Consider the following 24,300-nt stretch of genomic DNA (forward strand, 5'->3'; position numbering starts at 1 on the left):
ATATTTAAGTAAAAAGCATGATTGAGAAAGCACCGAAGATTTCGACGGCAGCGGTGTTACTTATGGTCCTGTTCGTCGTGGGTGCCCCTGCAGCTGCTGCCGCTGACGGGCCGCCGCAGCCTCCGCTGGACGTCTACGGCACTGTGACGGACCAGTCTGGTGACGCAGCAGGCGGCGTCACTGTTGAAGCGGTCTACGACGGCAGTGTCGTCGCTTCGACCGTTTCGAATAGCGACGGCCACTACGACCTGAAGGTCGCTGACCCGTCCGACAGCGCGAACGAGGAGATCTCGATTCGCGTGAACGAGGGAAGCTCCTCGCGGACAGTCACGTGGTCATCCGGCCAGTCCGAGAACGTCGACCTCACGGCCACTATCCCCGACAACGTCGTCGGTGGCGGTGGCGGAGCGATCGACGACTCCGGGAAGTCGACCGTTAAGCTTCCCGATGACTCAGACGTATCTGACGTCTCGTTCGACTTCGGCACTGGGTCGTCCGGTTCTGTCGGAGTCCAAGCGCTGCGTTCGCTTCCGAGCGGCGTGCCGGCCGTGCCGAACTCACAGGACGTCGTCGCGTACCTCGACGTTCAGGTCTCCGACAGCCTGCAGGGGAAGACCGGGACGGTGACGTTCACGGTCTCGAAGGCGAAGCTCGACTCGCTCGGGCTGAGCGCCGACTCCGTGCAGGTCGTCCACTACCACGACGGCTCGTGGGAGTGGCTGGAGACGACGGTCGAGAGCGAGACGTCGAGTTCGGTGACGCTCTCGGCGTCGTCGACGTTCTCGCCGTTCGCGCTCGCAGTGCAGGACACCGGCGGATCTGACGACGGGAACACCGGCGGCGGCAACGACACCACGACGACCACCGACGACGGCAATGCCGGCGGCGGTGGCGGTGGTGGAGGCGGCGGTGGCGGCGGCGCTGGTACTGGTGGGAGCGACACCACGAGTACGACGGCGACGCCGACGTCCACGGTGACGACCACGACGTCGACGACGCAGGGAACGACCCAGTCGACGCAGTCGACCACTACGACGACGGCCGCGCAGAACCAGGCCGGTGGCGGCGACACGGGCGGTTCGAGCCCTCTGTCCACACCGGTTGTCGTCATCGTCGTGGCCATCGTGGTCATCATCATCGCCGGGTTGTTCTACAACACCCGCCGCGAGTAACGGCACCGCCCGCGAACCATCTTTTCTCGTTCTTTCACGACGTCCAGCGGTAGCGCTCGGCGTCGAGACGACGAGGATTTGGCCGTGCGCGGCGAAGAGGGAGCGATGACTGAGAGTCCGGACCTCGACGTGCCGGCCGTGGCGTCGGCCGAAGACGCGGCGGCGCGGCGTGACGAGGTCGTGGCGTGGGTGCGTGAGCACGCGGGGAAGATGGCGTACGAGCTCGCGCGCTTGCAGGGCGGGGATTACGGCCGGCGGTCGTTCAAGACCGAGGGCGGGGAGTGGACGGTGAAGTACGAGGCGGGCGAGCTCGAGTTCCTGCGCTTCGAGGGCCGCGCCGGGCGGGACGTCTACGTCGTCTCGACCCAACAACCCCCGGAGCCCGAAGGCGTGGCGGCGGCGATGAAGCACTACCCGGACCTCGTCGCGGCGTTCAACGAACACGTCGCCTCCCTCGAACACGTCCTCGACGACGTGCCTGATGACGTCCCCGAAATCGCGTCCGCCGAGGCCGTCGTCGCGGAGCGCGACCGCCTGCTCTCGCCCGTCGAGGAAGCCGCCGACGAGATGGCGGCGCAACTCCACCGCGTCGAGAGCGACGACTACGGGACGTACGCCGCGACCGTCAATGGAACGCGCTGGGAGCTCAAACGCGACGTCGACCGCGCCTCCTACGTCCGCGTCGGCGGCGAAGGCGGCGTCTACCTCGTCTCCCAATACGGTCCGCCCTCTGTGAGCGACACCCGCCGCCACGCCGCCGGCTTCCGCGACTTCGTCGACGCCTTCAACGACGAAATCGCCAGCCTCCACGCCGATCTCGACGACGTCGAACTCTAACGCGGACATCTTGGAAGCTCGGCCGTAGTCCTCGACGCCGAGTGGTTCGCCTGAAACGTCTTCGTCGAAATCTCCTAGAACGACGACCGGATCCGTCCACGAGCGACTTCGCTCACGCAGACACCCCGTAGAGCGGCTGCTACGTGTTTAAGCATGCGCGAAAGTCGCCTGAGCGAGGGGACGCATTGCGTCCCGCTTGCCGTCACTCGCGCACGCTCACGACGACGGCGCGAATGTGAATCACGGTCGCAGACGAGCCGCTCCCTGATTCAAATCCCCGCGGGCGACTGCCCGCATTCGTGACTCGTCGCCGTCGCTCCTCGTGTAGGAATGCGGGATAAGTGGGCCGGCGCGAATTCGAATCGCGGTTACGGCCACCCGAAGGCCGAAGGATACCAAGCTACCCCACCGGCCCGCACGTGGAACAAGGCCGGGTGAACTTTTAACGTTTCCGAATCGGGGGACGCGTGGGTGGTGTCAGTCTTCGTCGGATTCGATGAGGGCGTCGAAGTCGACGTCGTCGTCGTTGTAGGCGTCGCGGTGGCGGAGGGCGCGTTGGCCTTTCTCGGTGATCTGGTAGAGGCCGCTGTTGGGGGCGGGGCCGACGCGTTCGACGAGTTCGTAGTCGGCGAGGATGGGGAGGCGGGTGTTGATGTAGGAGCGGTTCTTGTCAAGCTCGTGGGCGAGGTTCACGGCGTTGTTTCGCTGGCCGTCAGAGAGGGCGGAGAGTATTTGGAAGTCTGTCGGCTGCGCCAGCTTCATACCACCCCTCTGGTATGCAAGGGCATAAAAACCAAGCTTGTATCAGCGTCCAACAGTAGATGGGAGTACTACTAGTATATACTGCTAGTCGATAGATGGAGCCTGATTGAGGGCGGTTCTGGCGGTTTCGAGGTCTTCGATGATGCGCTCGTGTTCGGCTATCGTCTCAGAAATCTGTCGTTCGAGCGCGGCGACGTCGGGACCGTTATCGAGGTGGTACTGCTGCAGCAGGTACTGTTCCAGTATCTGATTCGTTCGGCGGTTCGCGTTCAGCAGCGTGTCCATCGTCACCCACTCGAGGTCGTCGAGCGCTTCGTCCGGAAGTTGCACGTCGGACTGTGACGCCTGTGTGGCTTGGTCCCCCATGGTTCGACAACCGTACCAATAACGTATTAATCCTTTGGACATTGCAACCACCCAAACTGTACGTTTAGGTTATATTTTCGCGAGTGCGGGTGGGGCCCCGCCGACCGCTCAGGCGTCGTACTCGGCGAACCCCTCGGTGTCGAGGTAGTTGTGCGCGACGGTGATGGTGTGGTCGGCGTGGAGGATTTCCGGGCCGACGCGCACTCGCTCGTCGCTGGCGTCGGCGAGGAGCGCGGCCTCGTCGTCGGTGAAGTCGCGGTGGTCCGAGAGCACGAACACGGGGTTCTCCGGGGGGTCGACGTCGACGAGCGGGTCGCCGTCCTCGTGCAGTTCAACGACCGTCCCCGAGAGCGCGTCGAGGACGGGTTCGAACCCGCGCTTCGAGACGTGGACGCCCGGACTCGCCTCCACCTCCATATGCCCGATTGCCTCGTCCTTCTCCGCGAGCGCGCCCTTCACGAGGCCGGCGAGCGTGCGCTCGTCCGGGCTCGCGTACCGGAGGTCGCGGCTGTCGAAACGCACCGTCACCGCGTCGGCGAGCACGAGGTGGACTTCGACGTCCTCGCGCATGCCGTGACTGAGGAAGAACGCGGAGCCGAGACACCGGCAGAGCAAGTCGAGGCGGCCCGCGCCGCCCGCGAGGTCGTCGAGCGAGAACTCCGGCGTGGTCGGGGCGTCGTGACCGAGAACGACGAACTGGCGCATACCCGACGAACGAGGAGCGCGGGCTTCAACCCCCCGCTCTCACTCTTCGGCCGTCTCCGAACCGCCCGCTTCGCTCGGCTCTTCCGAATCGCGTGCGGCCGCGCGGCGGTCGGGAATCAGGTCGAGGTCGGCGTCGGTGTCGCCGAGGAGGAAGAGGGCGTAGTAGCGGAGGTAGGACTGGACGGGGACGTTCACGAGGCCGATGCCGAGGAGGAAGGCGAGGCCGCCGACGAGGAGGCCGATGGCGAGCCACGCCCAGGCGAGCGTGCCGCTCGCGCCCGCGAGGACGAACGGAAGGCCGAACACGATGCCGATGGGGATGGCGACGACGATGGCGACGAGTATCGCGCCGATGCCGGTGACGATGCCGGCACCGATGGTGAGCGCGAGGTTCAGGAGGACGAACGCGCCGTACTCCTTGAAGTTCGCGCGGAGGACCCCCCAGAGACGGCTCCACGCGGAGAGGACGTTGCGGTCTTCGCGGAGCATGATGGGGACGACGAACGCGCGCGTGAACCCGTCGACGACCGCGGCGAGGATGCCGACGACGGCGGCCACCGGGAGGAGGAGGATAACGAAGAGCACGCCGAAGACGCCGGCGAGGAGCGGGGCGAGTGCGAGGAGGAACGCGCCGATGACGACGAAGGCGACGGCGAGCGAGAACAAGAAGAGTTGGAAGCCCTTCCACCAGTGTTCGCGGAGGTTCCGGCGGATGGCGACGCGGCCGGTGGCGAGCGCGTCGACGAACGCGAACTGGAGGATGGAGCCGGCGATCCAGAGGAGGAGGCCGATGAGAACGGCGAGCGCGAGGAGGGCGACGGCGAACGCGACGAGGTCCGATTGGGCAAAGCCAAACGTGGGGAAGTCGCCGGGCGTGCCGGTCGGCGAGGAGGGGTTGGTGGGCGTGCCGCCGTTGAACTGGAAGCTACTACTCGGCGCGGAGACGCCGCCGGTGAGGAGGGCGATGACCGCGAGGCGGAACCACTGCGGGAGGTCGAGGTCCGTGAGGAAGGCCTTCGTGGCGTGGAAGGCGTCCGTCACGTCTTCGGTCGCGTACAGGGACATACGCTCTTGTTCTGGAGCTGATGTGATAGGCGTTGTGCCGTCGAATCGGACCGAAGGGTTCCTACTCCTCGCCGCCGAGACGCGAACTATGAGTCTCTTGGAGGACGCGCGCGGCGTGCTGGCGGAAGCCCCCGTCTGTGACGCCTGCGTCGGGCGGTGTTTCGCGGAGCGGAGTTTCGGGCTCACGAACGCGGCGCGCGGGCGCGCGCTCCGGACGGCGGTCGCGCTCGACGACGACGAGCCCTACGAGCCAGTGGACGCGAGCGAGTGCTGGGTCTGCGAGGGGTTGAGCGGGCGGTTCGACGCGTGGAGCGAGCGGATCGCGGACGCCCTCGTCGACGTCGAGTTCGCCACCTACCAGGTGGGGACGCAGACCCCGCCGCTCGTCGAGGAGAACGAAGTCCTCCTGCGCGAGGCCGCGGGCCTCGACGAGGACGCCGGCGAGCTGTTCAAATCCGAGTGCAACAGAGAAGTGGGGAAGCGCGTCGGCCGGCTGACGGAGACGGAGGTGGACTTCGGTCGGCCGGACGTCCTCGTCGTCCTCGACGCCGAAACCGACGATTTAGATGTTCAGATTAATCCGGCGTTCGTCTACGGCCGGTATCGAAAGCTGAGCCGGGAGATTCCGCAGACGGAGTGGCCGTGCCGGGAGTGTGGGGGTTCCGGGACTCGCGCGGGCGAGCCGTGCATCCACTGCGACGGCTCGGGCTACATGTACCCCGAGTCGGTCGAGCAGCTCACCACGCCACCCGTCCGGGAGGCGATGCAGGGCGACGAGGCGAAATTCCACGGCGCGGGGCGAGAGGACATCGACGCGCTCATGCTGGGGACGGGCCGGCCGTTCGTCATCGAGGTGAAACACCCCCGGAAGCGCTTCCCGGACGTCGAAGCCTTAGAGGGCGAGATAAACGCGTTCGCGGGCGAGAAAGTCGAAGTCGAAGGCCTCCGCCTGGCGACCTACGACATGGTGGAGCGCGTGAAGGAACTCGACGCGTCGAAGACCTACCGCGCGCGCGTCGAGTTCGACGAACCCGTGGACGACGCGGCCCTTCAGGAAGCGCTCGACGAACTCCGCGGCGCGACCGTCCACCAGGACACGCCGGAGCGCGTCGACCACCGACGCGCCGCGAAGACCCGAACGCGCGAGGTCTACGACATCTCCGGCGAGCTCACCGACGAGACGCACGCCACCATCGAGGTCCACGGCGAGGGCGGCCTCTACATCAAGGAGCTCGTCTCCAGCGACAACGGCCGCACTGAGCCGAGCGTCTCCGGGCTCGTCGGCGTCCACGGCTACGTCACCGAACTCGACGTCGTCTCCGTCGAGGGCGAGGACGAGGCCTTCGAGGACCCCGCGTTCTTCCTCGACGAGTGATGCGTTTCGGCGTCGACGAAGCCGGGAAGGGACCCGTCCTGGGGTCGATGTTCGCCGCGTGCGTCGCCGCCGACCCGGCCGACCTGCCCGACGGCGTCGCGGACTCGAAGACGCTCACGCCCGCCCGCCGCGAGGAACTCGACGCGCACATCCGGGACGTCGGCCGCGTCGGCGTCGCCGAAATCTCCAGCGAGCGCATCGACGCGCCCGACACCGACATGAACTCGCTCACCGTGGCCGCTCACGCGCGAGCCATCGCGGCGGCGTTCGAGGACGCGTCGCTCGACGACCCACCCGCGGGCCTCTGCGACGCCGGCGACGTCGACGAGGACCGCTTCGCTCGACGCGTCGCCTCCCGCGTCTCTTTCACTATCACCCTCACTGCGCGCCACCGCGCGGACGAAGACGACGCCCTCGTCGCCGCCGCGAGCGTCGTCGCCAAAGTCGCCCGCGACGCGCACGTCGACGCCCTCGCCGCCCGCTACGGCGACGTCGGGAGCGGCTACCCCAGCGACCCGACCACCCGCGCGTTCCTCGCCGAGCACGTCGAACGCCACGGCGACCTCCCGGACTGCGCGCGGCGCTCCTGGAGCACGTGCGACGACGTGCTCGCCGCCGCCGAACAGTCCAGTCTCGACGCCTTTTGAGTCGCCGTCAGCGAGTGCGGTTAAGTTCTCTCGGCTCCTGGTACGCGTAGAGCCCTGCCGATGAGCCAGCCACTCGGAGTGTCCGCGGACGCCCTCACCGACCTCGTGTTCACCGTCGACGGCGACGGCCGCCTCGTCGACTGGAACGACGCGACAGCCACCGTCACCGGCTACGACGCGGACGCGCTCGCGGCGCGACACGCCACCGACCTCGTCGCCGACACCGACGGCGACGTCGCCGCGGCGCTCGACCGACGCCGCGGTGCCGTCGAAACGACGCTCCGGACCGCCGAGGGCGAACACCTCCCCTACGAGTTCCGAATCGACCCCGCCGGTGACGCCGCGGCCGCGGTCGTCGTCGGCCGCGACGCGAGCGGCCGGCCGAGCCGCGACGTCTTCGACCGCATGACGGACGCCTTCCTCATCGTCGACCGACACTGGCGGATCACCTACGCGAACGACCTCGCGGCGTCGCTCCTCGACACCGTCGAAGCCGACGACACGGACGTCGAGGGGAGCCACCTCTTCGACGACGTCCCGAGCCTCGAAGGCACCGTCTTCGGGCGTCGCTACCGCGAAGCCATGGAGACGCAGGAACCCGCCGCCTTCGAGGAGTTCTACGAACCGCTCGACGCCTGGTTCGACGTCCGCGTCTACCCCACCGACTCCGGAATCTCCATCTACGTACGGGACGTCACGGACCGCCACGAGCAACGCGACGCCATCGAGAACCGAGAACGCGTCCTCCGCGAGATGTACGAGATAATCTCCTCTCGCGACCGCTCGTTCACCGAACAGGTCGAAGCCCTGCTGGCGCTCGGCCGCGACGAACTCGACGTCTCCTACGGGACGCTCTCGCGTATCGACGGCGAAGACTACCACTTCGAAGTCGTCGACGGCGCGGGCGACCTCGTCGAAGCCGGGGACGTCGTTTCGCTCTCCGCGACGAACTGTGAGCGCACCGCGAGCACACAACGCACCCTCGTCATCGGCGACCTCCCCCGGGACGCTCCCGACCTCGTCGAGCGCGCCGGCTACACGCAGATGAACATCGCGTGCTATCTCGGCGCGCCGATTTTCGTCGGCGACGACGTCTACGGGACGTTCTGCTTCTACGACACGCAGCCCCGGACCGAATCGTTCTCCGACTGGGAGGTGACGCTCGTCGACCTGATGAGCCGCTGGGTCAGCTACGGCATCGAGCGCGAGCAGACCAGCGAACGCCTGGCGCGCCAGAACGAACGCCTCGACCGGTTCGCGTCCGTCCTCTCACACGACATCCGGAACCCGCTGAACATCGCTATCGGGAACGTCGAACTCGCCCGCGAGACCGGTGACGACGACGCGCTCGAGAGCGCGCGGAGCGCCCTCGACCGCATCGAGACGCTCGTCGACGACCTCCTCTCGCTCTCCCGCGCCGGCGTCTCCGTCGACGACCTCGAACCCGTCCGACTCGACGCCGCCGCCCGCCGCGCCTGGGAACACGTCGACACGCGAAACGCCACGCTCACCGTCGAAACCGACCGCGCCATCGTCGTCGACGAATCCCGGCTCACACAGCTCCTCGAGAACCTCTTCCGGAACTCGGTCGAACACGGTTCTCCCGGCCCTCCCTCGCAGGCTCGCGGGGACGCCGTGGAGCATGGCTCCACCGGCTCTCGTTCGCGGGCTCACGAGAACTCGGTCGAACACGGCGGCAGCGACGTCACGGTGACCGTCGGCGACCTCGACGGAGGGCCCGACGACGAACGCGAACACGTGGGTACCTCGCCGTCTGACGATCCGGCTCGTACCGATACCTCGTCGTCTGGCGACCCGACTCGTACCGGGTTCTATGTCGCTGACGACGGCCCCGGCATCCCGGAGGGAGAACGCGATCAGGTCTTCGAACGCGGGTTCACGACGGCGGACGACGGCACGGGGTTCGGTCTCGCCATCGTGGAGGAGGTCGCGGCCGCACACGACTGGACCGTCACCGTCACCGAGAGCGAATCCGGCGGCGCGCGCTTCGAGTTCGCGAACGTCGAGTGGGCGGCAGCATCCGAGTGACCGCGCCCGCCGTGTCCTGCAACGCTTTTGCCGCGCGAGCGCGACTCCCCGAACGATGGGGAGCGACCGCCTAACCGACCCGGAGCCCGCGGCCGCCGTCGACCTCGTCGGCGACGCCTTCCGGGACAACGCGATGTTCACGATCGAGGCCGACTGCGAGGTCGAGTACGACGGCCGGACGAGCGGCTACCTCGGCCCCGGCGAACGCCTCCTCGTCGGGAAGGGCGACGGCACCTTCCTCGTCCACCAGCCCACCGGCCACAAGCCCGTGAACTGGATGCCGGGCGGCGGCACCATCTCCGCCAGCGTCTCCGACGGCGACCTGGTCGTCGTCGCGCGCCGCGTCAACCCCCGCGAGCGCGTCGAAGTCCGCGCTACCGACGTCCACGGCATCACGCGCTTCGACGCCCACGACGCCGCCGAATACCGAGAGTCCGGAACTGAGGCCGAGATGCACCAGTACATCGAAGCCCACCCCGACGAACTCGAAACCGGTCTCCGCATCGTCGAACACGAACGCGAGACGAAGTACGGCTTCATCGACTTCTTCGCCACCGACGCCGACGGAACGCCCGTCGTCGTCGAAGTGAAACGCGTCCAGGCCACCCTGAACCACTTCGACCAGCTGAAACGCTACGTCTCCCTCTACGAGGAGACGAACAGCGAGGTGCGTGGAATGCTCGTCGCGCCCGCCGCGTCCGACCGAGTGAAACGCGCGCTCCGCGACGCCGACCTCGAATTCGTCCGCCTCGCCGAATTCGAAACCGAAGCCGCCCCCACAAAGGCCACCCTCAGCGACTTCTAACTCCCTCTCACAGCTTCCGCTGTGGCACTCGGCCCGCGCCCTCTAACTCCAAGAGGCGGCGTTTCAACTCGACGCCGCCCTCCCCCGAGTACCCACCGAGGCCGTCCGCGGCGACGACGCGGTGGCAGGGCACGACCGGCGGCACCGGGTTCTTCCCGCACGCCTGCCCCACCGCGACCGCCGCGCTATCGAGCTCCGCGGCGACCTCGCCGTACGTCATCGTCTCCCCGTACGGAATCGACGTCATCACCCGCATCACGTCGCCGACGAACCCCTCGGGGTAGTCGACTGTCAGGTCGAATACCTCGCGCTCCCCGTCGAGGTACGCGCGGACTTCGCTTCGCACGTCGCGCCCGGACTCTTCGACCCGCGACTCGTCGAGGCTGAGCGGATACCCGAACGCGTCGAACTCCATACCCGGAGGAGGCGACGCGCGGGCATGAAGCTAGCCACTCGACGACGAGACCGCGAAAAAGCCGCGTGGTCGGCGTGTCGCTACTGCTCCTCGTCCGTGAGGAGGTAGCGGAGGATGTCACCGTAGGCCGGGCGGGTGAGGAAGACCCCGATGAGGACGCCGACGATGGTGACGATGGCGAACCCGCGGAGGTCGCCGAGCGAGAGCACGGCGAGCGGGCTCATCGCGATGATGGTCGTCGCCGCCGCGCCGCCGATGATCCAGAGCGCCTTCCGGAAGCGACTCTGGAAGATGCGGGCGGACGACACCTTCTCCGCCATCACTTCGTCGGCGATGATGACCAGGTCGTCCACCCCCGTCCCGATGACGGCGATGAACCCGGCGATGTGTGAGAGGTTGAGCGCGAGGCCCGTGCTCGCGGAGAACCCGAGGAGGATGAAGACCTCGCTCAGCGCCGTCGCGAGCATCGGGAGCGCGATCTCCTTCCGGCCGTACCGGAGGAAGATGACGACGCTCACGGCGAGCGCCGCGAACAGCCCCGTGACGAGTGAGAGCGGCTTGAAGGAGGACGCCCGGCTCGGCGCGACGTAGAGCACGTCACCCTGGTCGAGGTCGAGCGTCGCGGGGAGCGCGCCCGCGCGGAGGTTGATCTGGAGCTGGCGCGCCTCGCTCATGTTATTCGCCGTGATGATGAACTCGGGGTTCTTCACGAAGTCGCCGTTCGCGAAGGACCGCCCGAGGTCCTCGTCCACGCTCGCCGAGTAGACGACGTTCCCGTCGAGGACGGTGAGGAGACAGTAGTCGGTGTCGTTCCCCACGCCGAACGTACAGGCCGGGTCGCCCGGGCCCGAAGACGTCCCCTCCTCGGTCGTGAAGCCGTACTGCTTCATGTCGTCGGTGAACCGCTCTGCGGACTGCTCGGTGAGCACGACCCGGACGTACGGTCGGCCGTTCTGATTCGTCTGCGGCGTCCCGATGTTCGTGAAGTCACCCTGACTCAGGACGGTCGTGTTCGTCTGACTCCCGTCCTGCGGGTAGTGTGCGACCATCCGGACGACACCGCGGTTCTCCACGATGCTGCGGACGCGCGTCGTGTTCGCGCCCGGCACTTCGATGACGACGTAGTGGCGGTCGCCGGACTGGACCTGCGTCACGCTCGTTCCGCCGAACCCGGTCGCGTCGAGCTTCGACTGGATGGTGTTCACGATGGTCTCGCGCGTCGGCGCGGTCACGCCGGGACGAACCGTCTCCGGCTGGAGGCCCTCGGCTTCGACCGCCTGCCGGAAGGCCGCCTCCGTCACGTTCCCGCTGTGCACCTCGACCGTGCCGAGAGCGGGGCGCGCCTGCACGTCGACGGTCTCGACGCCGAGGTTCGCCGCGACGCCCTGCTCGATGGCCGTCTGGTCGTCGACGGTGACGTTCACGCCTTCGGCCGTGAGGCCTTCGACGGGCGCGCGGATGCGCGTCCCGCCGTCGAGCTGGAGGCCGTAGTTGAGGTTCGTCGGCCCCGACGCGGTCGCGTTCCCGGTCGAATCTCCCGTGCCGCCGCCGATGGGGGCGGCCCCCGGGACGAAGAGCGCGACGCCGCTCAAGACGATGAGGATGCAGAGCGCGACGACCCGCCAGTTCTGACGGACGTTCATCGCGCCACCCCCTCGTACTTGTACCAGCGAAGGAGGCTGAGGTTGAGCATGTAGGTGTTCACGAGGTCAGTCGCGAGCCCGAAGACGAGGATGATCCCGATGGACGCCATCAGGTCGATGCCGAAGAGGTAGGCGACGACGGCCATCACGGCCATCGCACAGAGCGACGTCACCGTCATCGTCACACCGGTCTTCATCGCGCGGTCGACGGATTCGTAGAACCCGCCGCTCCGCCTGAGTACGTGGTTCGTCAGGAGGATGTCCGAGTCGACGGAGTAACCGATGAGCATCAAGAGCGCGGCGACCGTGCCGAGCGAGAGCTTGATGCCGAAGACGTTCATCAGCGCCATCGGCACGAGGATGTCGCCGAGCGCGGAGACGACGACCGCGCCGCTCGGCACGAGCGTGCGGAAGAGCGCGAACACGACGATGGCCATCCCGGCGAACGCGACGCCGAGCCCGAACACCGCGGTCTGCTGCGCGCTCGCCCCGAAGGAGGGCGAGACGGACTGCTTCGAGAGGACGTTCTCAGCGCCGAACGCCGCGTTCGCTGACTGCGTGAGCTGTTCGAGGTTCGTCGACTGGAACGTCACGATGTACGTGTCGGCCTGCGAGCGCACCGGCTGGATGCTCGTGATCTCCGCGGAGAACGCCTGCTGAATCGCGGGTTGTCCGCCCGCGGCTTGCACCGTGATCTCTGTACCTCCGGTGAACTCGAAGCCGGGCGTCACGGGATGGCCGAACACGACGGTCCACGCGACGAGAACCACCAACGCGAGAGCGATGAGCGCCAACGGGACGCTCGCTAGCTGGCGGTTCGAGTACCGGCTGAAGTCCACCTCCGGTATCTCGAACGAGGGCATATACGCACAACCTCCAACTGCGCGGCGGATAAGGTTTCTTATCTTCCATCTCGCGGCGCTCACTCCCCGGTTCTCGTCGTCGCCCGCGGGCTCGTCCCCCGCCGTCGTCGACCCGTTTCACGGCCGTCGTCGGACTGTCTCCGCGCGCGAACGCGGGTTCGTTTGGAAGAGCGCTTTTACGTGCGCAGCGGTTACCAGTGGGTGATGAACGCGAACACGCCGTACGCGGGACCGCAGGGGGCGGGAATTACCGGCGACGACCTGTCGGCGGGTCAGCGCCGGTCGCTTCGGACGTCCGTCTCCCGTATCGCGGCACGGACGCGCGACTTCCTCCCCGACGAGTTCGTCGTCGGCTCGGAGGTCCGGGACGGCCGCGACGGCCTCCAGGTAACCGTCGCCGTCCGCCCGCCCGTCGGCAACCCCGTCAGCGCCGGCTTCCGCCCGGACTTCGACGCCGACGCCGACGACCTCATCCCCGCCGACGAACGCGACGAAGTCGCCCGCGGCCTCGCCGCCAGCGCCGCGCTCCAAGTGAAACAGGTCATGACCTCCGATAAGTACACGCCGACCGCCCGCTGACCCCGGCCTCCCGTTCTCGCGTTTTCCGCGCCTCACGACTGTAGCGACGGCTTCGTCAGTCGCGCTCCGTCGGCTCGCCGTCAGTGTCAGTGTTCCGGCGGCCGAGACCGGCCCGCGCGCGGCGGCCGCGGCGGGTCACCGAACAGCGCGTACCCGACAGCGAGCGCGCTCGCCGCCGCCCCCAGCGCCAGCCACGGCCCGCTCCCCAGCGCCGCGCGACACCACGCGCCCACGCCGAGGAACACCGGGACGAGCGCCAGCACGATATCGTACCGGCTCGCCCCCACGACTCGCTCGACGGACGATACGGCGTTTCCACTGGTGGACTCGTCCTCGCTCATCACCAGCTAATACGGACGCCGAGATTGTAAAACTTATTCTGCGACGGCGAAAGAATCCCTGCGCGCCTCTATGCTCGTCCGAGGGATACGGTCGAACTGTCTACTTCCCCCAGAAGGGGTCGCGTTTCCGGTGGGTTTCGAGGAACATGTGGAGGGCTTCGCGTTCGTCCATCGGAATCTCCTCTAAGAGTTCTTGTTCGAGGACTTTCGCGTGTTTCTCGGGGAGGTCGACCCAGAGTTCGTCGCCTTCGTCGACGTCGCGCCCGATAGTGGGGCCGTCGATGCTGACGGAGACGCGTTCGCCGGCGCGGACTTCGTCGACGTCCTCGCCCTGGTCCTGAATACCCTTTACCGTTCCAACACGGCGGATGTCGTTCCCTTCGAAGACGCCGACGGGCGTGTTGCGTTTGAGGGTGCCGGAGAGGACTTCGACGCCGACGACGGCGGGGTCGTTCTGTCGGAAGACGTGGTCTTGGAGGATCTGGAAGCGCGCGGGCCGCATGATGTTGTCGAAGACGGCTTCGCGCTGTTCGCGCTCGCGCTCCTCGACGAACGTGTCGTAGTCGTCGACGAGCTGGTAGATGACGTCGTTCGTGAAGAGGTGGACGCCCTTCTCCTCGGCGCGCTGCTCGGCGTCCGGGTAGACGTCGACGTTGAACCCGAGAATCGCGCGGTGCGACTCGTCGTTCACCGTCGTCGCGACCGCGATGTCGCGCGGCGCGATGTCACCGACTTCCGCGCGCATCACGGGAATCTCGGCCGCTTCGAGCGCGTTCGCCATCGCTTCGAGGCTCCCGAGCGTGTCCGCCTTCACGACCACGCCCTCCTCTTCGGTCTCGACCTGCGCGGACGCGAGTTCGGCTTCGACCTCTTCGATGACGTCGTCGACGTCGCGGTCACCGACGACGCGCACGGGCGCGCCGGCCATCGCGTCGTCGAGGTCCGGCGCGGCGATTTTCACGCCGCTCGCCGCGCGGAGCTCGTCTACCTGCTCGAAGCGTTTCTCCGCGCGCATCTCCGCGAGCGCCTTCGGCTTCAAGAGCGCGCGCACCTCCGTCACGATGGTGTCGTTCCCGCCGCCGACGACGACGGTGTCGCCCGGCCGAATCGTCCCGTCGTAGAGGATGACGTCGATGGTCGTCCCGTACCCCTGCTCCTCTTTCACTTCGAGGACGGTGCCCGCGCCCGGCCCGGCGAGGTTGATCTCCATGTCCTCCTTCATGTAGCGCTGCGCGAGCCCCATCAGGACCGTGAGGAGGTCGGGGACGCCCTCGCCGGTCTTCGCGGAGACGGGGATGACGCCGATGTTCGCGCGGAAATCCTGCACGCGCCAGTAGAGGTCGGAGGAGAATCCCTCGTCGGAGAGGTTCCCGATGATGCGGTAGAGCTCCTCGTCGAGCGACTGCCGGACGCGGTCGGACTGCGCCTCGTAGGTCTGTTGCACCGGCGCGTCCTCCTGCGGATTCCACCCCGGAACGGTGTCGATTTTGTTCGCCGCGACGACGAACGGCGTCCCCGTCTCCTTCAGGATGCGGATGGCTTCCTCCGTCTGCGGCTGGAAGCCGTCGTTCACGTCGACGACGAGAATCGCGATGTCCGCGAGCGCCCCGCCGCGGGCGCGCAGCGTCGTGAACGAGTGGTGGCCCGGCGTGTCGATGAAGAGCAACCCGGGGAGGTCGAACTCCGTCGGGTCGACGAGCCCCCCCGCGACCTGGGAGACGACGTCCAGGGGGACGGCCGTCGCACCGATGTGCTGTGTGATCGCGCCGGCTTCGCCCTCGATGACCGTCGACCCGCGTATCTTGTCGAGAAGGCTCGTCTTCCCGTGGTCGACGTGCCCGAGGACGGCGACGATCGGCGTCCTGAGATTCTGGTTCGTGGATGAATTTGCTTGCTCGGACATGAAGAGACCCCGTAAGAACGGTCGTTATCCGCACTAGAGCGACGCGCGCGGTAAAAGCGCATCGTATCCCCAGCCAGCGCTCTCCGAGAGCTACCCCGGAACGACTCATACGACGCCTGATACGCCCGGCGAGAACATTTTTACACCTCAAGTGATGGTGAATGTTCGCCGGGGCGTTTTGTCCGGGCGACACGCCACCGACCGGTCGCGGGGTCGACCGTCGACGCGTGTCAGAACGCGGGTCCCACCGACGCCGTCGACGGGACGCGGCCCTGGCTGGTGTCCGCCTCCTCTCGACGGCAACGCGTTCACCACTTCTCCACCAACGCAACGAACACGGGTAGTACCACGCTCACCACCCTCCCACGCTCGTCGCTGCCACTGCTCGCCTTCTCGCGGGTTCTCGCGCGAGCCGCACGTTCGCGCGGAGGAACGTGCTCCGACCGCGCTCGGCCGCCTTCGCATCTGATTGTTCGGTCGCGCCGGCTCGCGTGTCGCTGTCGCTCCCGCTCGCCGTTTCGCGGTTCTCGGCCGCCTTCGGCGGCCTCCGAACCGCGTTTGCACCGCGTTGGTCGGTCCCTTTATGGTCGCCCGCCAAGTTACGTCGGATATGGCCGATATCCTCGCCGAGAACCTCTCCGGAAAGGCCGTGATGGGGAGCGACGGCACCGAGCTCGGAATCCTCTACAACATCACGATGGACCTCAAGACCGGGACGCTCCACGACCTCCTCGTCGAGCCGAACGAGGAGGACACGGTGAAGCTCAACTTCCCCCGGGACGACGACGGCCTCTACCACATCCCCGTGGGGAACGTGCAGGCGGTGAAAGACTACATCGTCGTCTCCCGGTAGGCCGAGCCGTGTACGTTCTCGACGCGTCCGCGTTCATCGACGAGTACGAGCCCAACGGCCCGACCGCGAGCATTCCCGGCGTCCGCGAGGAGCTCGAATCCGCCGCGCAGTACCGCTTCGACGCCCGCGAGGGCCAGGGGATGCACGTCGTCGTGCCGGACGCGGACGCCGTCACCGAGGTGGAGCGAGCGGCGCGCGTCACCGGCGACCTCGACGAACTCTCCGACGTCGACGTCCGCGTGCTCGCCGCCGCCGTCGAACTCGACGCCACGCTCGTCACCGACGACTACGCGATGCAGAACGTCGCCGACGAACTCGGCCTCGCCGTCGACGTCGTCGCGAAATCCGGCATCAGCGAGCGCCGCGACTGGGTCTTCCAGTGCGCGGGCTGCGGGCGGACCTTCGACGACAAGAAAGACCGCTGTCCGATCTGCGGTTCGAGCCTCTCCCGGAAGAACCCGAGCTAGCGGACTCTGCGGAGATGGGGCTCGACGAACTGGCGGCTGACTCTGCGTAGCGGAACGCCGTACTCGCGAGCGAGAGCTTCTCCTTCGTCCTCCGGTTAGCCGGTGAGCGTGTAGTAGGCGTAGAGGAACTGGACGGCGTTGTAGCCGCCGTGGGCGAGCGCGACGACGACGACGTTCTCGGTGCGTTCGTAGGCGTAGGCGAGGACCAGGGAGATGGCGAGGAGGTTCACGAGGGCGACGGCGACGGCGGCGGGGCCGGCGGTCCAGTAGGAGAAGACGTGCATGCTCGCGAAGAAGACGGACGCGACGACGATCGCGGCCGGCCGGCTGAACGCCTCGTAGAGGTGTTTCTGGACGACGTTCCGGTTCAGGAGCTCTTCCCCGGGGCCGATGAAGAGGACGGAGACGGGGACGAGGACGAGGAGGACGGCGGGGTTCCCGCGCGCGAACTCGAGGGTGTCGTGGCTCGCCTGACTGAGGCCGAGCCAGCCCTCTATCGTGGAGAGCGTGAGGAGGACGGCGACCATGCCGGCGAACGTGCCCGCGGTCCAGAGCCACTCGCGGCGCGTCGGCGCGCGCACGTCGAAGTACCGAATGTCCTCGCCGATGACGAGCACTGCGCCGACGGCGACGACGACGAACCCGAGCGGGCTGACGGCGGACGCGACCGCGTACGCCGTGGCTTCACCTGCCCCGGCGGCGGTAGCGAGCGATCGGGCGACGGCGGCGGCGAGCGACCCGACGAACAGCCCGACGAGCGCGACGCCGAGCATCGCGGACGCCAGCCCGCCGCGCCGCAATACACCGGCCTGCGGGACGCCGCGGGCGTCGAGCACTGCGAGGCCGACGCCGGCGAGGCCGACGACGAACCCGACGGGGAGCGCGGGGCCGACCCACGCCGGCTCCGTCCCCGGCCCGAGCGCCGGCACGAGCACGCCGCCGAGCGCGGACAGCGCGAGCGCCGCCATCCCCGCGCCGCCGACGACCGAGAGCCGCGTATCGTGGCTCCCGTACCGCCGCCCCGCGAACGCGAGGAGCGCCACGACACTCGCCACGAGCCCCGGCGCGTTCCCGACGTCGAACGCGCCGAGACCGGGCGTCCACGCCGTCGCCGAGAGCGCGACACCCAGTCCCGCGGCGACGAACGCCGCGGACGCCGCGAACCGGTCACCCGCCGACGCCTCCTCTCCCGCTGGCTCGCGCGCCGATTCGTCCGCGGTCATTCGACTTCGAGCGAGTCGCCTTCGTCGAGCGTGCGGTCGCCGCGCAGCAGCCCGCGCGCCGCCTCCTTCCCCCACTCGACGGCGGGCTGATCGAACGTCTCCACGCCGTAGAGCTCCCCGGCGAGCACGCACGCCGCCTCCATCGAAAAGAGGAGTTCACCCACGGATTCGGCGTCGACGGCGTCGAGCTGGACCCTGAGGTTCGGCACGCCCGCCGCCGCGAGACTCGCCTCCGTCGCGTCCAACTCCGCGTCCAGTAGCCCGCCGAGCGACGCCCCCGAGAGGTAGTCGAGCCCCTCTAAGTCCGCGCTCGGGATGGGAACGTCGGGCCGGTCGTCGACGCCGACGAACGTCACGAGCTTATCGTGCGGGCCGGCGCGGTAGAGCTGGAGCTGGCTGTGCTGGTCCGTCGCCCCCAGCGCCCGCACCGGCGTCTGCCCCAGGCCGTCCTTCCCCAGTGACTCCGCCCAGAGCTGCGCGAACCACTCCGCGAACGTCTCCAACCCCTCGGCGTACGGCATCATGACGTCCATCGACGCGCCGCGGACGTCGAGCGCGTACGCGAGCGCGCCGTACGCGTAGGCGGGCGAGTCGAAGAGCGACGGCCCCAGTTTCTCTCGCGCTGCGCTCGCGCCGGCCAGCAGGCCGTCGGTGTCGACGCCGAGCAGCGCCGCCGGGAGGAGCCCCACGGTCGAGAGCACGGAGAACCGGCCGGGGACGCCGTCGGGGACGGACACGGACGGCAGGTCGTGGGCGTCCGCGAGGTCGCGGAGATTCCCCGCGTCGCCCGTCGTCACGACCGTGCGGTCCGTCCAGTCGACGCCCGCGTCCGCCATCGCGTCGCGGACGACGAGGAAGTTCGCCAGCGTCTCCGCCGTCGTCCCCGACTGCGAGACGACGTTCACCGCCGCCGACGCGAGGTCGATGCGGTCGAGCGTTCGCTCCACGGCCGCGGGGTCGACGTTGTCGAGCACGTGCAGCTCGGCGGCGTCCGGCCCGGCGAGCGCGTCCGCGAGCGTCGCCGCCCCCAGCGCGCTCCCCCCGATTCCCACGAGAATCACGTGGTCGACGTCGCCGATTCGGTCGGCGGCCGTCTCGACCGCCGCCGTATCCGCCGTCTCGGGCAGGTTCAACGACGCGTACCCGAACTCGCCGTTCGCGACGCCGCGTTCGATGCGCTCGTGCGCCGCCGCCACGCGGTCGTCTAGTCGCTCCAGCGCGTCCCGCGGCACGCCCGGCTCGGCCACCGCCGCCAGCGCGTTCCCGACGTCGAGGTCCATACCCGAGCGTCCGTAGAGCAGGACTTTACGCGTGTCGCTCTCTTCGAATCTCCGCGCGGTGTGTTGGCTCGCTCAGCGAAACCCGGAAAAGGACGAATCAGCAAGTAGTGGGTATGACTGAGTCCGAGAAGTCCGGGACGTTCGTCGTGCGGAACGCCGACGACGCGTCCGCCGTCCTCGCCGACGTCACCGACGCCCAGGTGCACACGCTCTCCTCGAACCCCGGCGTCGCCGAAGGCGAAATCGTCGAAGCCACCATCAGCCCCGACCCGCCGATGAACGTCACCTACAGCGTCGTCGACGTGACGGAGCGAAAGACCATCCCCGTCGAGGAGTCCGAAGAACCGCCGACGACGCAGGAACGCGACCTCGCCGCCGACCAGCCGGAGGGCGAACTCACCACGCGCGAACGCGCCGGCATCGGCGAAATCCACGTCCTCACCGTCCCCGAAGGCGAAACCGAGAACGCCGTCGCCGACGTCCTCGACGACGAGGCGACCGTCGAACGCGCCGCCCGCCTCGACGTGAACCGCGTCGAAATCCGCTCCGAACCCGGCGTCGTCGCCGTCCGCTACCTCCCCTGACTACTCGCCCGATTCCCTCCCGAGCCCGCTCGCGCGCTCGGCTTCCGACTTACGACGTTTCGGGCGCGCCCCGACTCTGGACCTCCCAGCCGCCCTCGATGTCCTCCGGCTCTCGCTCCACGTACTCGATGTCGGTGTCCGCGGTGAGCTCGTCGCCGTCGCCGTCGACGGCTTCGACGCGGAGCGTGATGTCGAGTGAGTCCCCGCAGCAGCCGACGTCGAGGAAGACCGGCCACTCGTCGCCCACTGCCGCCGACGCGTGCACGCGCTTGAGGTACGCGCGGAAGTGCCGCGTCTCTAGCTGGTCTCGCCCCCACTCCGAGAGGTCGCCCGGGAAGGACAACACGAGGCGGTTCGCGGCGCTCATACCCGGTACTATCCGCTGTGGCTACTTCGTCGTTTCCCGCGAAAGGGTTTTATTCTGACCTCGCGTACGCGACAGTATTATGATGGCGACGACGCACGGACTGGTGGGGTTGGCGTTCGCGGCCGGCGTCGCGGCGACGACCCGCGACCCCGCGCCCGTCGTGCTCTGGACCGGCCTTCTCGGCGGCGTCCTCCCCGACCTCGACCTCTACTGGGGCCACCGGAAGACCCTCCACTTCCCCGTCTACTACACCGCCACCGCCGCGCTCGCCGGCGGACTCTGGACCGCCACCGCGGCGACCGGGATAGAGACGCTCTCCGCGAGCACCGCGCTCCTCGCGCTCGCCGTCCTCCTCGGCGCGGCCGCCGTTCACTCGGTCATGGACGCGTTCGGCGGCGGCCTCGAACTCCGCCCGTGGGAAGGCACGAGCGACCGCGCCGTCTACAGCCACTTCCACGGCCGCTGGCTCCCCCCGAAACGCTGGATTCGCTACGACGGCGCGCCCGAAGACCTCGGCCTCGCCGCCGTCGCCGCCGCCCCCGCCCTCCTCGCCACCACCGGCGTCGTCCGACACGCCGCGCTCCTCGCGCTCTGCGTCTCCGCCGGCTACGTCCTCGTCAGAAAACCGATGGTTCGCGTGACCGAGTGGGTCGTCGCCCGCACGCCCGACCGCGTCCTCGGCTACGTCCCCGAGCGATTCGTCGCCGACCTCCGATAGCTACGACAGCCCGAGGAGTTCGAGCGCGCTGAACGCGCCGTAGCTGACACCGAACGCGAGCGCGAGCGACCCCACCCAGGCGGCGACGGTCTTCACCATCTTCTCCCGGCTCACGCCCCCGCCGCCCGCGGCGTACCCGCTCCCGATGATCGCGGACACGATGATCTCGTTGAAGGAGACGGGGACGCCGAGGAAGACGGCGGCCTGCGCGATGGCGAAACTCGGGATGAGCGCCGCAATCGACCGCCGAGGTCCGAGGCTGGAGTAGTCCTGCGCGAGCGCCTTAATCATCCGCGGCGCGCCCGTCCACGACCCCACGAGCAGCCCGATGCCGCCGCCGAGCAGGACGTACGTGATGGGGATGGAGTCGCCGACGAGCGGGAGGACGGGGCCGACGGCGAGCCCGACCTGACTCCCGCCCGCGGAGAACGCGACGAGGCCGCCGAGCACGAGGAGGAAGTGGCGCTGCCCCGCCGCCTCGTCGCGCGTGACGTCCCACCGGACCGCGCCCGCCGCGGCGAGGAACGCCGCGGCCGTGACGGCGGCCGTCGCGACCGTCGGCGACAGCCCGGTGTTCACGCCGACCCACGTCGACAGGCTCTCCGAGACGTCCGACGGCCCGAGCAGCACGAACTCCACGTTCGCGATGAGCGCGCCGACGAGACCAGCGAGAAACGGGATGGCGACGGCTTCGTCGACGACTTCGCGGAGGAGGCGCGCCGTCGCGTACGCGATTGCGCCGCCGACGAACGGCACGGCGATCCAGAGGCTCACGATCTGCTGGTACTTCGCCCACGCCGGCCCGCCCCCCATCGCCAGCCCCGTGCCGACGACCGCGCCCGTCACCGTGAACGCCGTCGCGATCGGGTAGCCCGCGAACACGCCAATCGCCACCAGCCCCGCGGCCGTGATGAGCGCGACGACGACCGCCAGCGGCGTCAACGTCACCCCGTAGATGAGCTCCGTCCCGACCGCCTCCGAGACGTTCGCGCCCTGGAGAACCGCGCCCGCGAGGCCGAGCACGCCGACGATGAACCCCGCGCGCATCACGCTGATCGCGTTCGCGCCGACCGCCGGGGCGAACGGCGTCGACCCCGACGACCCCGCGCCGATAGCCCACGCCATAAACAGACTCGCCACCGCCGCGACGACCAACACCGCGAGACCCCCCAAGGAAACCATTCTTCTCTCCTTCTTCTCGCCCGGGAACTAATCGCTGTCGGCCTCCGAACGCTAGTTCGTCGTCGACTTCGCGTCCGTCCGCGACTCCGGCGGCTCGACGCCCTCTACCGCCTCCGCCGTCTCCGTCTCCTTCTCGATGTCGACGTGCCAGCGGTTCACCCCCTCCTCGTAGTCGTAGAGGCGCTCGCGCACCGCGTCCTTCAGCTCGTCGTCGTTCACGTTCACCTCGAACTCGAACTCGCCCTGCGACCGCACGAACTGGAGGTTCGCGGAGACGAGCTCGTTGTCGAAGTAGTACGGCGCGACCTGCGTCATCACGTTCTCGTAGACGGTGCTCTCCACCTTCCGGAGCGCCTTCCGCCCGAGCGTGTCCGCCGCTCGCGCCACGTAATCGATGGAGTCCTGCCACTTCTTCACCGCCCCGCCCGTGTCGTCGTCCTCCAGCTTCTCGTAGGACTCAGAGAGGCGCTCGCCCGCCGTCTGGAGGTCGTCCTCGGGCGCTTTCCCTTTCTCCTCGCCCTTCCCTTCGGCGACGCTCGCCTGCTCCGCCGTCTTCTCCGACACCTCCTCCTCTAAGCGCTCGTGGGCTTTCGGCCGCCACTCGTCGAACGCTTCCAGTGCATCTGACTCGACGCCCTCCTCGCGGAGCGCGTAGACGAGGCGCTCACCGAACTCGACGACGTCCGTCCACGTCCCTCGTTCTTTGAACCCGGCGACGCTCTCCTGCATCTACTCACCCCTATACGCCCCGGGAGTAAACGTGTTGTTGCTCGGCACTATCGGCCGTACGTCACGGCCTGCGCCCAGTCGTTCAATCGCTCCTTGAGCTCGCCGAGCGCGACGACGTGCCGGGAGACCGCGCGGAGCTCCGACTCCTCCACCTCGATGACGTCCTCGCCCTCGAAGGGGTTGCGTTTCTCCGTCACGTCGACGACGGTCGACATCGAACACCGCCCGCACGCCTCCGCGGAATCCTTCACACCCATACGTGACAGTTAGAGGCACGGCGACTTGGGTTTTTCGCGCGCCGCGCTCGCCCGGTCCGCGGCGGTCGTCGCGCCGACCGTGGCCTTTTCTCCCCCCGCGTCCAGTGACGAGGTATGGGATACCACACGATCGACCCGGCCGACCTCGAACCCACTCCCGACCGCCCCTGCGACCAGCGCTCCATCACTGACGCCGCCGGCCTCGAGAACTTCGCGCTCAACGTCTACACCGCCGACCCCGGCGAGTCCATCCCCCTCGCCTACCACGTCCACGACGAGCAAGAGGAGGCCTTCTACGTCGTCTCCGGCACGCTCACCGTCGAGACACCGGACGGCGAGTTCGACGTCGACGAAGGCGAAATCTTCGTCGCCGAACCGCAGAGCCCGCACTTCGCGTTCGTCCCCGAAGACGCGCACGGACCCGCGAAAGCCGTCGCCGTCGGCGCGCCGAACGTCGACGACGTCGCCCCCTACGACCCCGAGGAGTGATGGCCGAAACGACCCCCGAAGCGGACGCCGACCCCGACTTCGAACCCCGTCCGGAGTGGGACGACCCCTACTTCGACGAGGTGGCAGAACGCCTCCAGTACCACTACGACCTCGAACGCGACTACGACCTCGCCGACTACGAGACCGCGTGGCGCGAGTGGGAACTCTACGGGAAACTCGACCTCGAACGCCGGAAATACTTCTTCCACCCGAAGCTCTCCTACGGCCACCACGACACCGACGAACACCTCTTCGCGCGCCGCGTCGACGCCGTAACCACTGACGACCTCGACGCGCTCGTCGACCTCGGCCACCGCCTCGCCGACGAGTGGATCGTCGCCGACGAACGCCACTACAGCACGGAGTTCACGTTCGTCCTCGTCGCCCCCGGCCTCCCCGACGACGTCGCGGCCTACGTCGACGGATTCCGCGACCGCACGCTCCTCAAGTACGGCTACTACGGCCACTACGAGGTGAACCTCGCCGTCGTCGCCCCCGACGAAAACGCCTTCGTCGCGAGCGAGCAGGCCGAAGTCGCCGCCGCCTTCCGGACGTGGGAGCCGCTCGGCGAGCCCGACCGCGGGCTCTTCGGTCGCATCGCCGACGCCATCTTCGGCTGAAAAA

At 68.3% G+C, this 24,300-nt stretch carries 28 protein-coding genes and 1 tRNA gene; 13 read left to right on the forward strand and 16 right to left on the reverse strand.

Translation table 11 applies throughout. The features are described from left to right. Nucleotides 1-17 precede the first annotated feature (17 nt). Both IEY26_RS01190 and IEY26_RS01195 read left to right on the forward strand, forming a co-directional pair. On the forward strand, nucleotides 18-1,172 hold the full coding sequence (locus IEY26_RS01190; protein WP_188975013.1) for a PGF-pre-PGF domain-containing protein: 1,155 nt from the start codon (nucleotides 18-20) through the stop codon (nucleotides 1,170-1,172). A gap of 105 nt (nucleotides 1,173-1,277) precedes the next feature. Further along, nucleotides 1,278-2,009: a hypothetical protein gene (locus tag IEY26_RS01195; protein WP_188975015.1), complete on the forward strand. Its 732-nt coding sequence runs from the start codon at nucleotides 1,278-1,280 to the stop codon at nucleotides 2,007-2,009. Between the two features lie 342 nt (nucleotides 2,010-2,351). Here IEY26_RS01195 and IEY26_RS01200 read toward each other — a convergent pair. The 5 genes from IEY26_RS01200 to IEY26_RS01220 all read right to left on the reverse strand — a co-directional run bounded on the left by IEY26_RS01200 (nucleotide 2,352) and on the right by IEY26_RS01220 (nucleotide 4,907). Then, nucleotides 2,352-2,424, reverse strand: a tRNA-Pro gene (locus IEY26_RS01200). 62 nt (nucleotides 2,425-2,486) lie between these two features. Beyond that, nucleotides 2,487-2,771 carry an ArsR family transcriptional regulator gene (locus IEY26_RS01205; protein WP_188975017.1) on the reverse strand — a complete coding sequence of 95 codons (285 nt, stop codon included), beginning with the start codon at nucleotides 2,769-2,771 and terminating at the stop codon, nucleotides 2,487-2,489. Nucleotides 2,772-2,855: 84 nt separating this feature from the next. Then, nucleotides 2,856-3,137: a hypothetical protein gene (locus IEY26_RS01210; protein ID WP_188975019.1), complete on the reverse strand. Its 282-nt coding sequence runs from the start codon at nucleotides 3,135-3,137 to the stop codon at nucleotides 2,856-2,858. Nucleotides 3,138-3,245: 108 nt separating this feature from the next. Beyond that, entirely contained in the window at nucleotides 3,246-3,842 is a 597-nt protein-coding gene (gene trmY, locus IEY26_RS01215) for a tRNA (pseudouridine(54)-N(1))-methyltransferase TrmY (RefSeq protein WP_188975021.1), read from the reverse strand. Nucleotides 3,843-3,881: 39 nt separating this feature from the next. Continuing rightward, complete coding sequence (locus IEY26_RS01220) at nucleotides 3,882-4,907, reverse strand: DUF7544 domain-containing protein (protein ID WP_188975023.1); 1,026 nt, start codon at nucleotides 4,905-4,907, stop codon at nucleotides 3,882-3,884. A gap of 88 nt (nucleotides 4,908-4,995) precedes the next feature. On the opposite strand from IEY26_RS01220, the gene IEY26_RS01225 reads away from it, so the two are divergent. Genes IEY26_RS01225 through nucS form a run of 4 tightly spaced genes read left to right on the forward strand, consistent with a single transcriptional unit; the run spans nucleotide 4,996 to nucleotide 9,783 of the window. Continuing rightward, a complete protein-coding gene (locus IEY26_RS01225; RefSeq protein ID WP_188975026.1) occupies nucleotides 4,996-6,282 on the forward strand; it encodes a tRNA pseudouridine(54/55) synthase Pus10 in 1,287 nt (428 codons plus the stop codon). Further along, entirely contained in the window at nucleotides 6,279-6,929 is a 651-nt protein-coding gene (rnhB, locus tag IEY26_RS01230; RefSeq protein ID WP_188975028.1) for a ribonuclease HII, read from the forward strand. The genes IEY26_RS01225 and rnhB overlap by 4 nt, the downstream gene beginning before the upstream one ends. Nucleotides 6,930-6,989: 60 nt before the next feature. After that, the gene (locus IEY26_RS01235) at nucleotides 6,990-8,978 is read left to right on the forward strand and encodes an ATP-binding protein (RefSeq protein ID WP_188975030.1); all 1,989 of its coding nucleotides are present in this window, start codon (nucleotides 6,990-6,992) and stop codon (nucleotides 8,976-8,978) included. A gap of 55 nt (nucleotides 8,979-9,033) precedes the next feature. Beyond that, a complete protein-coding gene (gene nucS, locus IEY26_RS01240) occupies nucleotides 9,034-9,783 on the forward strand; it encodes an endonuclease NucS (protein ID WP_188975032.1) in 750 nt (249 codons plus the stop codon). A gap of 7 nt (nucleotides 9,784-9,790) precedes the next feature. Here the strand turns inward: nucS and IEY26_RS01245 are convergent, their stop codons facing one another. The 3 genes from IEY26_RS01245 to secF form a co-directional block, all read right to left on the reverse strand. After that, nucleotides 9,791-10,198 (reverse strand): methylated-DNA--[protein]-cysteine S-methyltransferase, encoded by a 408-nt coding sequence (locus IEY26_RS01245; protein WP_188975034.1) that lies wholly within the window; start codon nucleotides 10,196-10,198, stop codon nucleotides 9,791-9,793. A gap of 80 nt (nucleotides 10,199-10,278) precedes the next feature. Continuing rightward, entirely contained in the window at nucleotides 10,279-11,841 is a 1,563-nt protein-coding gene (locus IEY26_RS01250) for a preprotein translocase subunit SecD (protein WP_188975036.1), read from the reverse strand. Next, nucleotides 11,838-12,704, reverse strand: a complete 867-nt coding sequence (secF, locus tag IEY26_RS01255; protein WP_188975038.1) for a protein translocase subunit SecF — start codon at nucleotides 12,702-12,704, stop codon at nucleotides 11,838-11,840. Before secF ends, IEY26_RS01250 begins: the two co-directional genes overlap by 4 nt. 204 nt (nucleotides 12,705-12,908) lie before the next feature. On the opposite strand from secF, the gene IEY26_RS01260 reads away from it, so the two are divergent. Further along, nucleotides 12,909-13,283 (forward strand): DUF5811 family protein, encoded by a 375-nt coding sequence (locus IEY26_RS01260; protein WP_188975040.1) that lies wholly within the window; start codon nucleotides 12,909-12,911, stop codon nucleotides 13,281-13,283. Between the two features lie 86 nt (nucleotides 13,284-13,369). Here IEY26_RS01260 and IEY26_RS01265 read toward each other — a convergent pair whose 3' ends face one another. Continuing rightward, on the reverse strand, nucleotides 13,370-13,624 hold the full coding sequence (locus IEY26_RS01265; protein WP_188975042.1) for a hypothetical protein: 255 nt from the start codon (nucleotides 13,622-13,624) through the stop codon (nucleotides 13,370-13,372). 100 nt (nucleotides 13,625-13,724) lie between these two features. Further along, the gene (gene infB / locus IEY26_RS01270; RefSeq protein ID WP_188975045.1) at nucleotides 13,725-15,527 is read right to left on the reverse strand and encodes a translation initiation factor IF-2; all 1,803 of its coding nucleotides are present in this window, start codon (nucleotides 15,525-15,527) and stop codon (nucleotides 13,725-13,727) included. Between the two features lie 610 nt (nucleotides 15,528-16,137). Here infB and IEY26_RS01275 point away from each other — a divergent pair. Together IEY26_RS01275 and IEY26_RS01280 are read left to right on the forward strand one after the other, a co-directional pair. Then, nucleotides 16,138-16,380, forward strand: a complete 243-nt coding sequence (locus tag IEY26_RS01275) for a PRC-barrel domain-containing protein (RefSeq protein WP_188975047.1) — start codon at nucleotides 16,138-16,140, stop codon at nucleotides 16,378-16,380. An 8-nt stretch (nucleotides 16,381-16,388) separates the two neighbouring features. After that, on the forward strand, nucleotides 16,389-16,847 hold the full coding sequence (locus IEY26_RS01280) for an NOB1 family endonuclease (protein ID WP_188975049.1): 459 nt from the start codon (nucleotides 16,389-16,391) through the stop codon (nucleotides 16,845-16,847). A 95-nt stretch (nucleotides 16,848-16,942) separates the two neighbouring features. Here IEY26_RS01280 and IEY26_RS01285 read toward each other — a convergent pair whose 3' ends face one another. Together IEY26_RS01285 and IEY26_RS01290 are read right to left on the reverse strand one after the other, a co-directional pair. After that, nucleotides 16,943-18,070 carry a CPBP family intramembrane glutamic endopeptidase gene (locus tag IEY26_RS01285; protein ID WP_188975051.1) on the reverse strand — a complete coding sequence of 376 codons (1,128 nt, stop codon included), beginning with the start codon at nucleotides 18,068-18,070 and terminating at the stop codon, nucleotides 16,943-16,945. Continuing rightward, the gene (locus IEY26_RS01290) at nucleotides 18,067-19,350 is read right to left on the reverse strand and encodes a glucose-6-phosphate isomerase (RefSeq protein WP_188975053.1); all 1,284 of its coding nucleotides are present in this window, start codon (nucleotides 19,348-19,350) and stop codon (nucleotides 18,067-18,069) included. The genes IEY26_RS01285 and IEY26_RS01290 overlap by 4 nt, the downstream gene beginning before the upstream one ends. Nucleotides 19,351-19,463: 113 nt before the next feature. On the opposite strand from IEY26_RS01290, the gene IEY26_RS01295 reads away from it, so the two are divergent. After that, entirely contained in the window at nucleotides 19,464-19,934 is a 471-nt protein-coding gene (locus tag IEY26_RS01295) for a DUF5812 family protein (protein ID WP_188975055.1), read from the forward strand. Between the two features lie 49 nt (nucleotides 19,935-19,983). Here IEY26_RS01295 and IEY26_RS01300 read toward each other — a convergent pair whose 3' ends face one another. Further along, nucleotides 19,984-20,301, reverse strand: a complete 318-nt coding sequence (locus tag IEY26_RS01300) for a hypothetical protein (protein WP_188975057.1) — start codon at nucleotides 20,299-20,301, stop codon at nucleotides 19,984-19,986. An 82-nt stretch (nucleotides 20,302-20,383) separates the two neighbouring features. On the opposite strand from IEY26_RS01300, the gene IEY26_RS01305 reads away from it, so the two are divergent. Continuing rightward, nucleotides 20,384-21,019 carry a metal-dependent hydrolase gene (locus IEY26_RS01305; protein WP_326838270.1) on the forward strand — a complete coding sequence of 212 codons (636 nt, stop codon included), beginning with the start codon at nucleotides 20,384-20,386 and terminating at the stop codon, nucleotides 21,017-21,019. Here the strand turns inward: IEY26_RS01305 and IEY26_RS01310 are convergent, their stop codons facing one another. Genes IEY26_RS01310 through IEY26_RS01320 form a run of 3 tightly spaced genes read right to left on the reverse strand, consistent with a single transcriptional unit; the run spans nucleotide 21,020 to nucleotide 23,187 of the window. Next, nucleotides 21,020-22,201 (reverse strand): inorganic phosphate transporter, encoded by a 1,182-nt coding sequence (locus tag IEY26_RS01310; protein WP_188975061.1) that lies wholly within the window; start codon nucleotides 22,199-22,201, stop codon nucleotides 21,020-21,022. Between the two features lie 51 nt (nucleotides 22,202-22,252). After that, nucleotides 22,253-22,930 carry a DUF5828 family protein gene (locus IEY26_RS01315; protein WP_188975063.1) on the reverse strand — a complete coding sequence of 226 codons (678 nt, stop codon included), beginning with the start codon at nucleotides 22,928-22,930 and terminating at the stop codon, nucleotides 22,253-22,255. A gap of 47 nt (nucleotides 22,931-22,977) precedes the next feature. Further along, nucleotides 22,978-23,187, reverse strand: coding sequence for a hypothetical protein (locus IEY26_RS01320; RefSeq protein ID WP_188975065.1), 210 nt, complete (start codon nucleotides 23,185-23,187; stop codon nucleotides 22,978-22,980). Between the two features lie 114 nt (nucleotides 23,188-23,301). On the opposite strand from IEY26_RS01320, the gene IEY26_RS01325 reads away from it, so the two are divergent. Beyond that, nucleotides 23,302-23,676, forward strand: coding sequence for a cupin domain-containing protein (locus IEY26_RS01325; RefSeq protein ID WP_188975067.1), 375 nt, complete (start codon nucleotides 23,302-23,304; stop codon nucleotides 23,674-23,676). Beyond that, the gene (locus IEY26_RS01330) at nucleotides 23,676-24,296 is read left to right on the forward strand and encodes a hypothetical protein (protein ID WP_188975069.1); all 621 of its coding nucleotides are present in this window, start codon (nucleotides 23,676-23,678) and stop codon (nucleotides 24,294-24,296) included. Before IEY26_RS01325 ends, IEY26_RS01330 begins: the two co-directional genes overlap by 1 nt. The last annotated feature ends 4 nt before the right edge of the window (nucleotides 24,297-24,300 follow it).

Source organism: Halocalculus aciditolerans (genome assembly GCF_014647475.1).
Lineage (GTDB): Archaea > Halobacteriota > Halobacteria > Halobacteriales > Halobacteriaceae > Halocalculus > Halocalculus aciditolerans.

Coding starts and splice junctions, on each gene's coding strand:
- IEY26_RS01190 (WP_188975013.1), top strand. CDS start 18: ATGATTGAGAAAGCACCGAAGATTTCGACGGCAGCGGTGTTACTTATG.
- IEY26_RS01195 (WP_188975015.1), top strand. CDS start 1,278: ATGACTGAGAGTCCGGACCTCGACGTGCCGGCCGTGGCGTCGGCCGAA.
- IEY26_RS01205 (WP_188975017.1), bottom strand. CDS start 2,771: ATGAAGCTGGCGCAGCCGACAGACTTCCAAATACTCTCCGCCCTCTCT.
- IEY26_RS01210 (WP_188975019.1), bottom strand. CDS start 3,137: ATGGGGGACCAAGCCACACAGGCGTCACAGTCCGACGTGCAACTTCCG.
- trmY (WP_188975021.1), bottom strand. CDS start 3,842: ATGCGCCAGTTCGTCGTTCTCGGTCACGACGCCCCGACCACGCCGGAG.
- IEY26_RS01220 (WP_188975023.1), bottom strand. CDS start 4,907: ATGTCCCTGTACGCGACCGAAGACGTGACGGACGCCTTCCACGCCACG.
- IEY26_RS01225 (WP_188975026.1), top strand. CDS start 4,996: ATGAGTCTCTTGGAGGACGCGCGCGGCGTGCTGGCGGAAGCCCCCGTC.
- IEY26_RS01235 (WP_188975030.1), top strand. CDS start 6,990: ATGAGCCAGCCACTCGGAGTGTCCGCGGACGCCCTCACCGACCTCGTG.
- nucS (WP_188975032.1), top strand. CDS start 9,034: ATGGGGAGCGACCGCCTAACCGACCCGGAGCCCGCGGCCGCCGTCGAC.
- IEY26_RS01245 (WP_188975034.1), bottom strand. CDS start 10,198: ATGGAGTTCGACGCGTTCGGGTATCCGCTCAGCCTCGACGAGTCGCGG.
- IEY26_RS01250 (WP_188975036.1), bottom strand. CDS start 11,841: ATGAACGTCCGTCAGAACTGGCGGGTCGTCGCGCTCTGCATCCTCATC.
- secF (WP_188975038.1), bottom strand. CDS start 12,704: ATGCCCTCGTTCGAGATACCGGAGGTGGACTTCAGCCGGTACTCGAAC.
- IEY26_RS01260 (WP_188975040.1), top strand. CDS start 12,909: ATGAACGCGAACACGCCGTACGCGGGACCGCAGGGGGCGGGAATTACC.
- IEY26_RS01265 (WP_188975042.1), bottom strand. CDS start 13,624: ATGAGCGAGGACGAGTCCACCAGTGGAAACGCCGTATCGTCCGTCGAG.
- infB (WP_188975045.1), bottom strand. CDS start 15,527: ATGTCCGAGCAAGCAAATTCATCCACGAACCAGAATCTCAGGACGCCG.
- IEY26_RS01275 (WP_188975047.1), top strand. CDS start 16,138: ATGGCCGATATCCTCGCCGAGAACCTCTCCGGAAAGGCCGTGATGGGG.
- IEY26_RS01285 (WP_188975051.1), bottom strand. CDS start 18,070: ATGACCGCGGACGAATCGGCGCGCGAGCCAGCGGGAGAGGAGGCGTCG.
- IEY26_RS01290 (WP_188975053.1), bottom strand. CDS start 19,350: ATGGACCTCGACGTCGGGAACGCGCTGGCGGCGGTGGCCGAGCCGGGC.
- IEY26_RS01295 (WP_188975055.1), top strand. CDS start 19,464: ATGACTGAGTCCGAGAAGTCCGGGACGTTCGTCGTGCGGAACGCCGAC.
- IEY26_RS01300 (WP_188975057.1), bottom strand. CDS start 20,301: ATGAGCGCCGCGAACCGCCTCGTGTTGTCCTTCCCGGGCGACCTCTCG.
- IEY26_RS01305 (WP_326838270.1), top strand. CDS start 20,384: ATGGCGACGACGCACGGACTGGTGGGGTTGGCGTTCGCGGCCGGCGTC.
- IEY26_RS01310 (WP_188975061.1), bottom strand. CDS start 22,201: ATGGTTTCCTTGGGGGGTCTCGCGGTGTTGGTCGTCGCGGCGGTGGCG.
- IEY26_RS01315 (WP_188975063.1), bottom strand. CDS start 22,930: ATGCAGGAGAGCGTCGCCGGGTTCAAAGAACGAGGGACGTGGACGGAC.
- IEY26_RS01320 (WP_188975065.1), bottom strand. CDS start 23,187: ATGGGTGTGAAGGATTCCGCGGAGGCGTGCGGGCGGTGTTCGATGTCG.
- IEY26_RS01325 (WP_188975067.1), top strand. CDS start 23,302: ATGGGATACCACACGATCGACCCGGCCGACCTCGAACCCACTCCCGAC.
- IEY26_RS01330 (WP_188975069.1), top strand. CDS start 23,676: ATGGCCGAAACGACCCCCGAAGCGGACGCCGACCCCGACTTCGAACCC.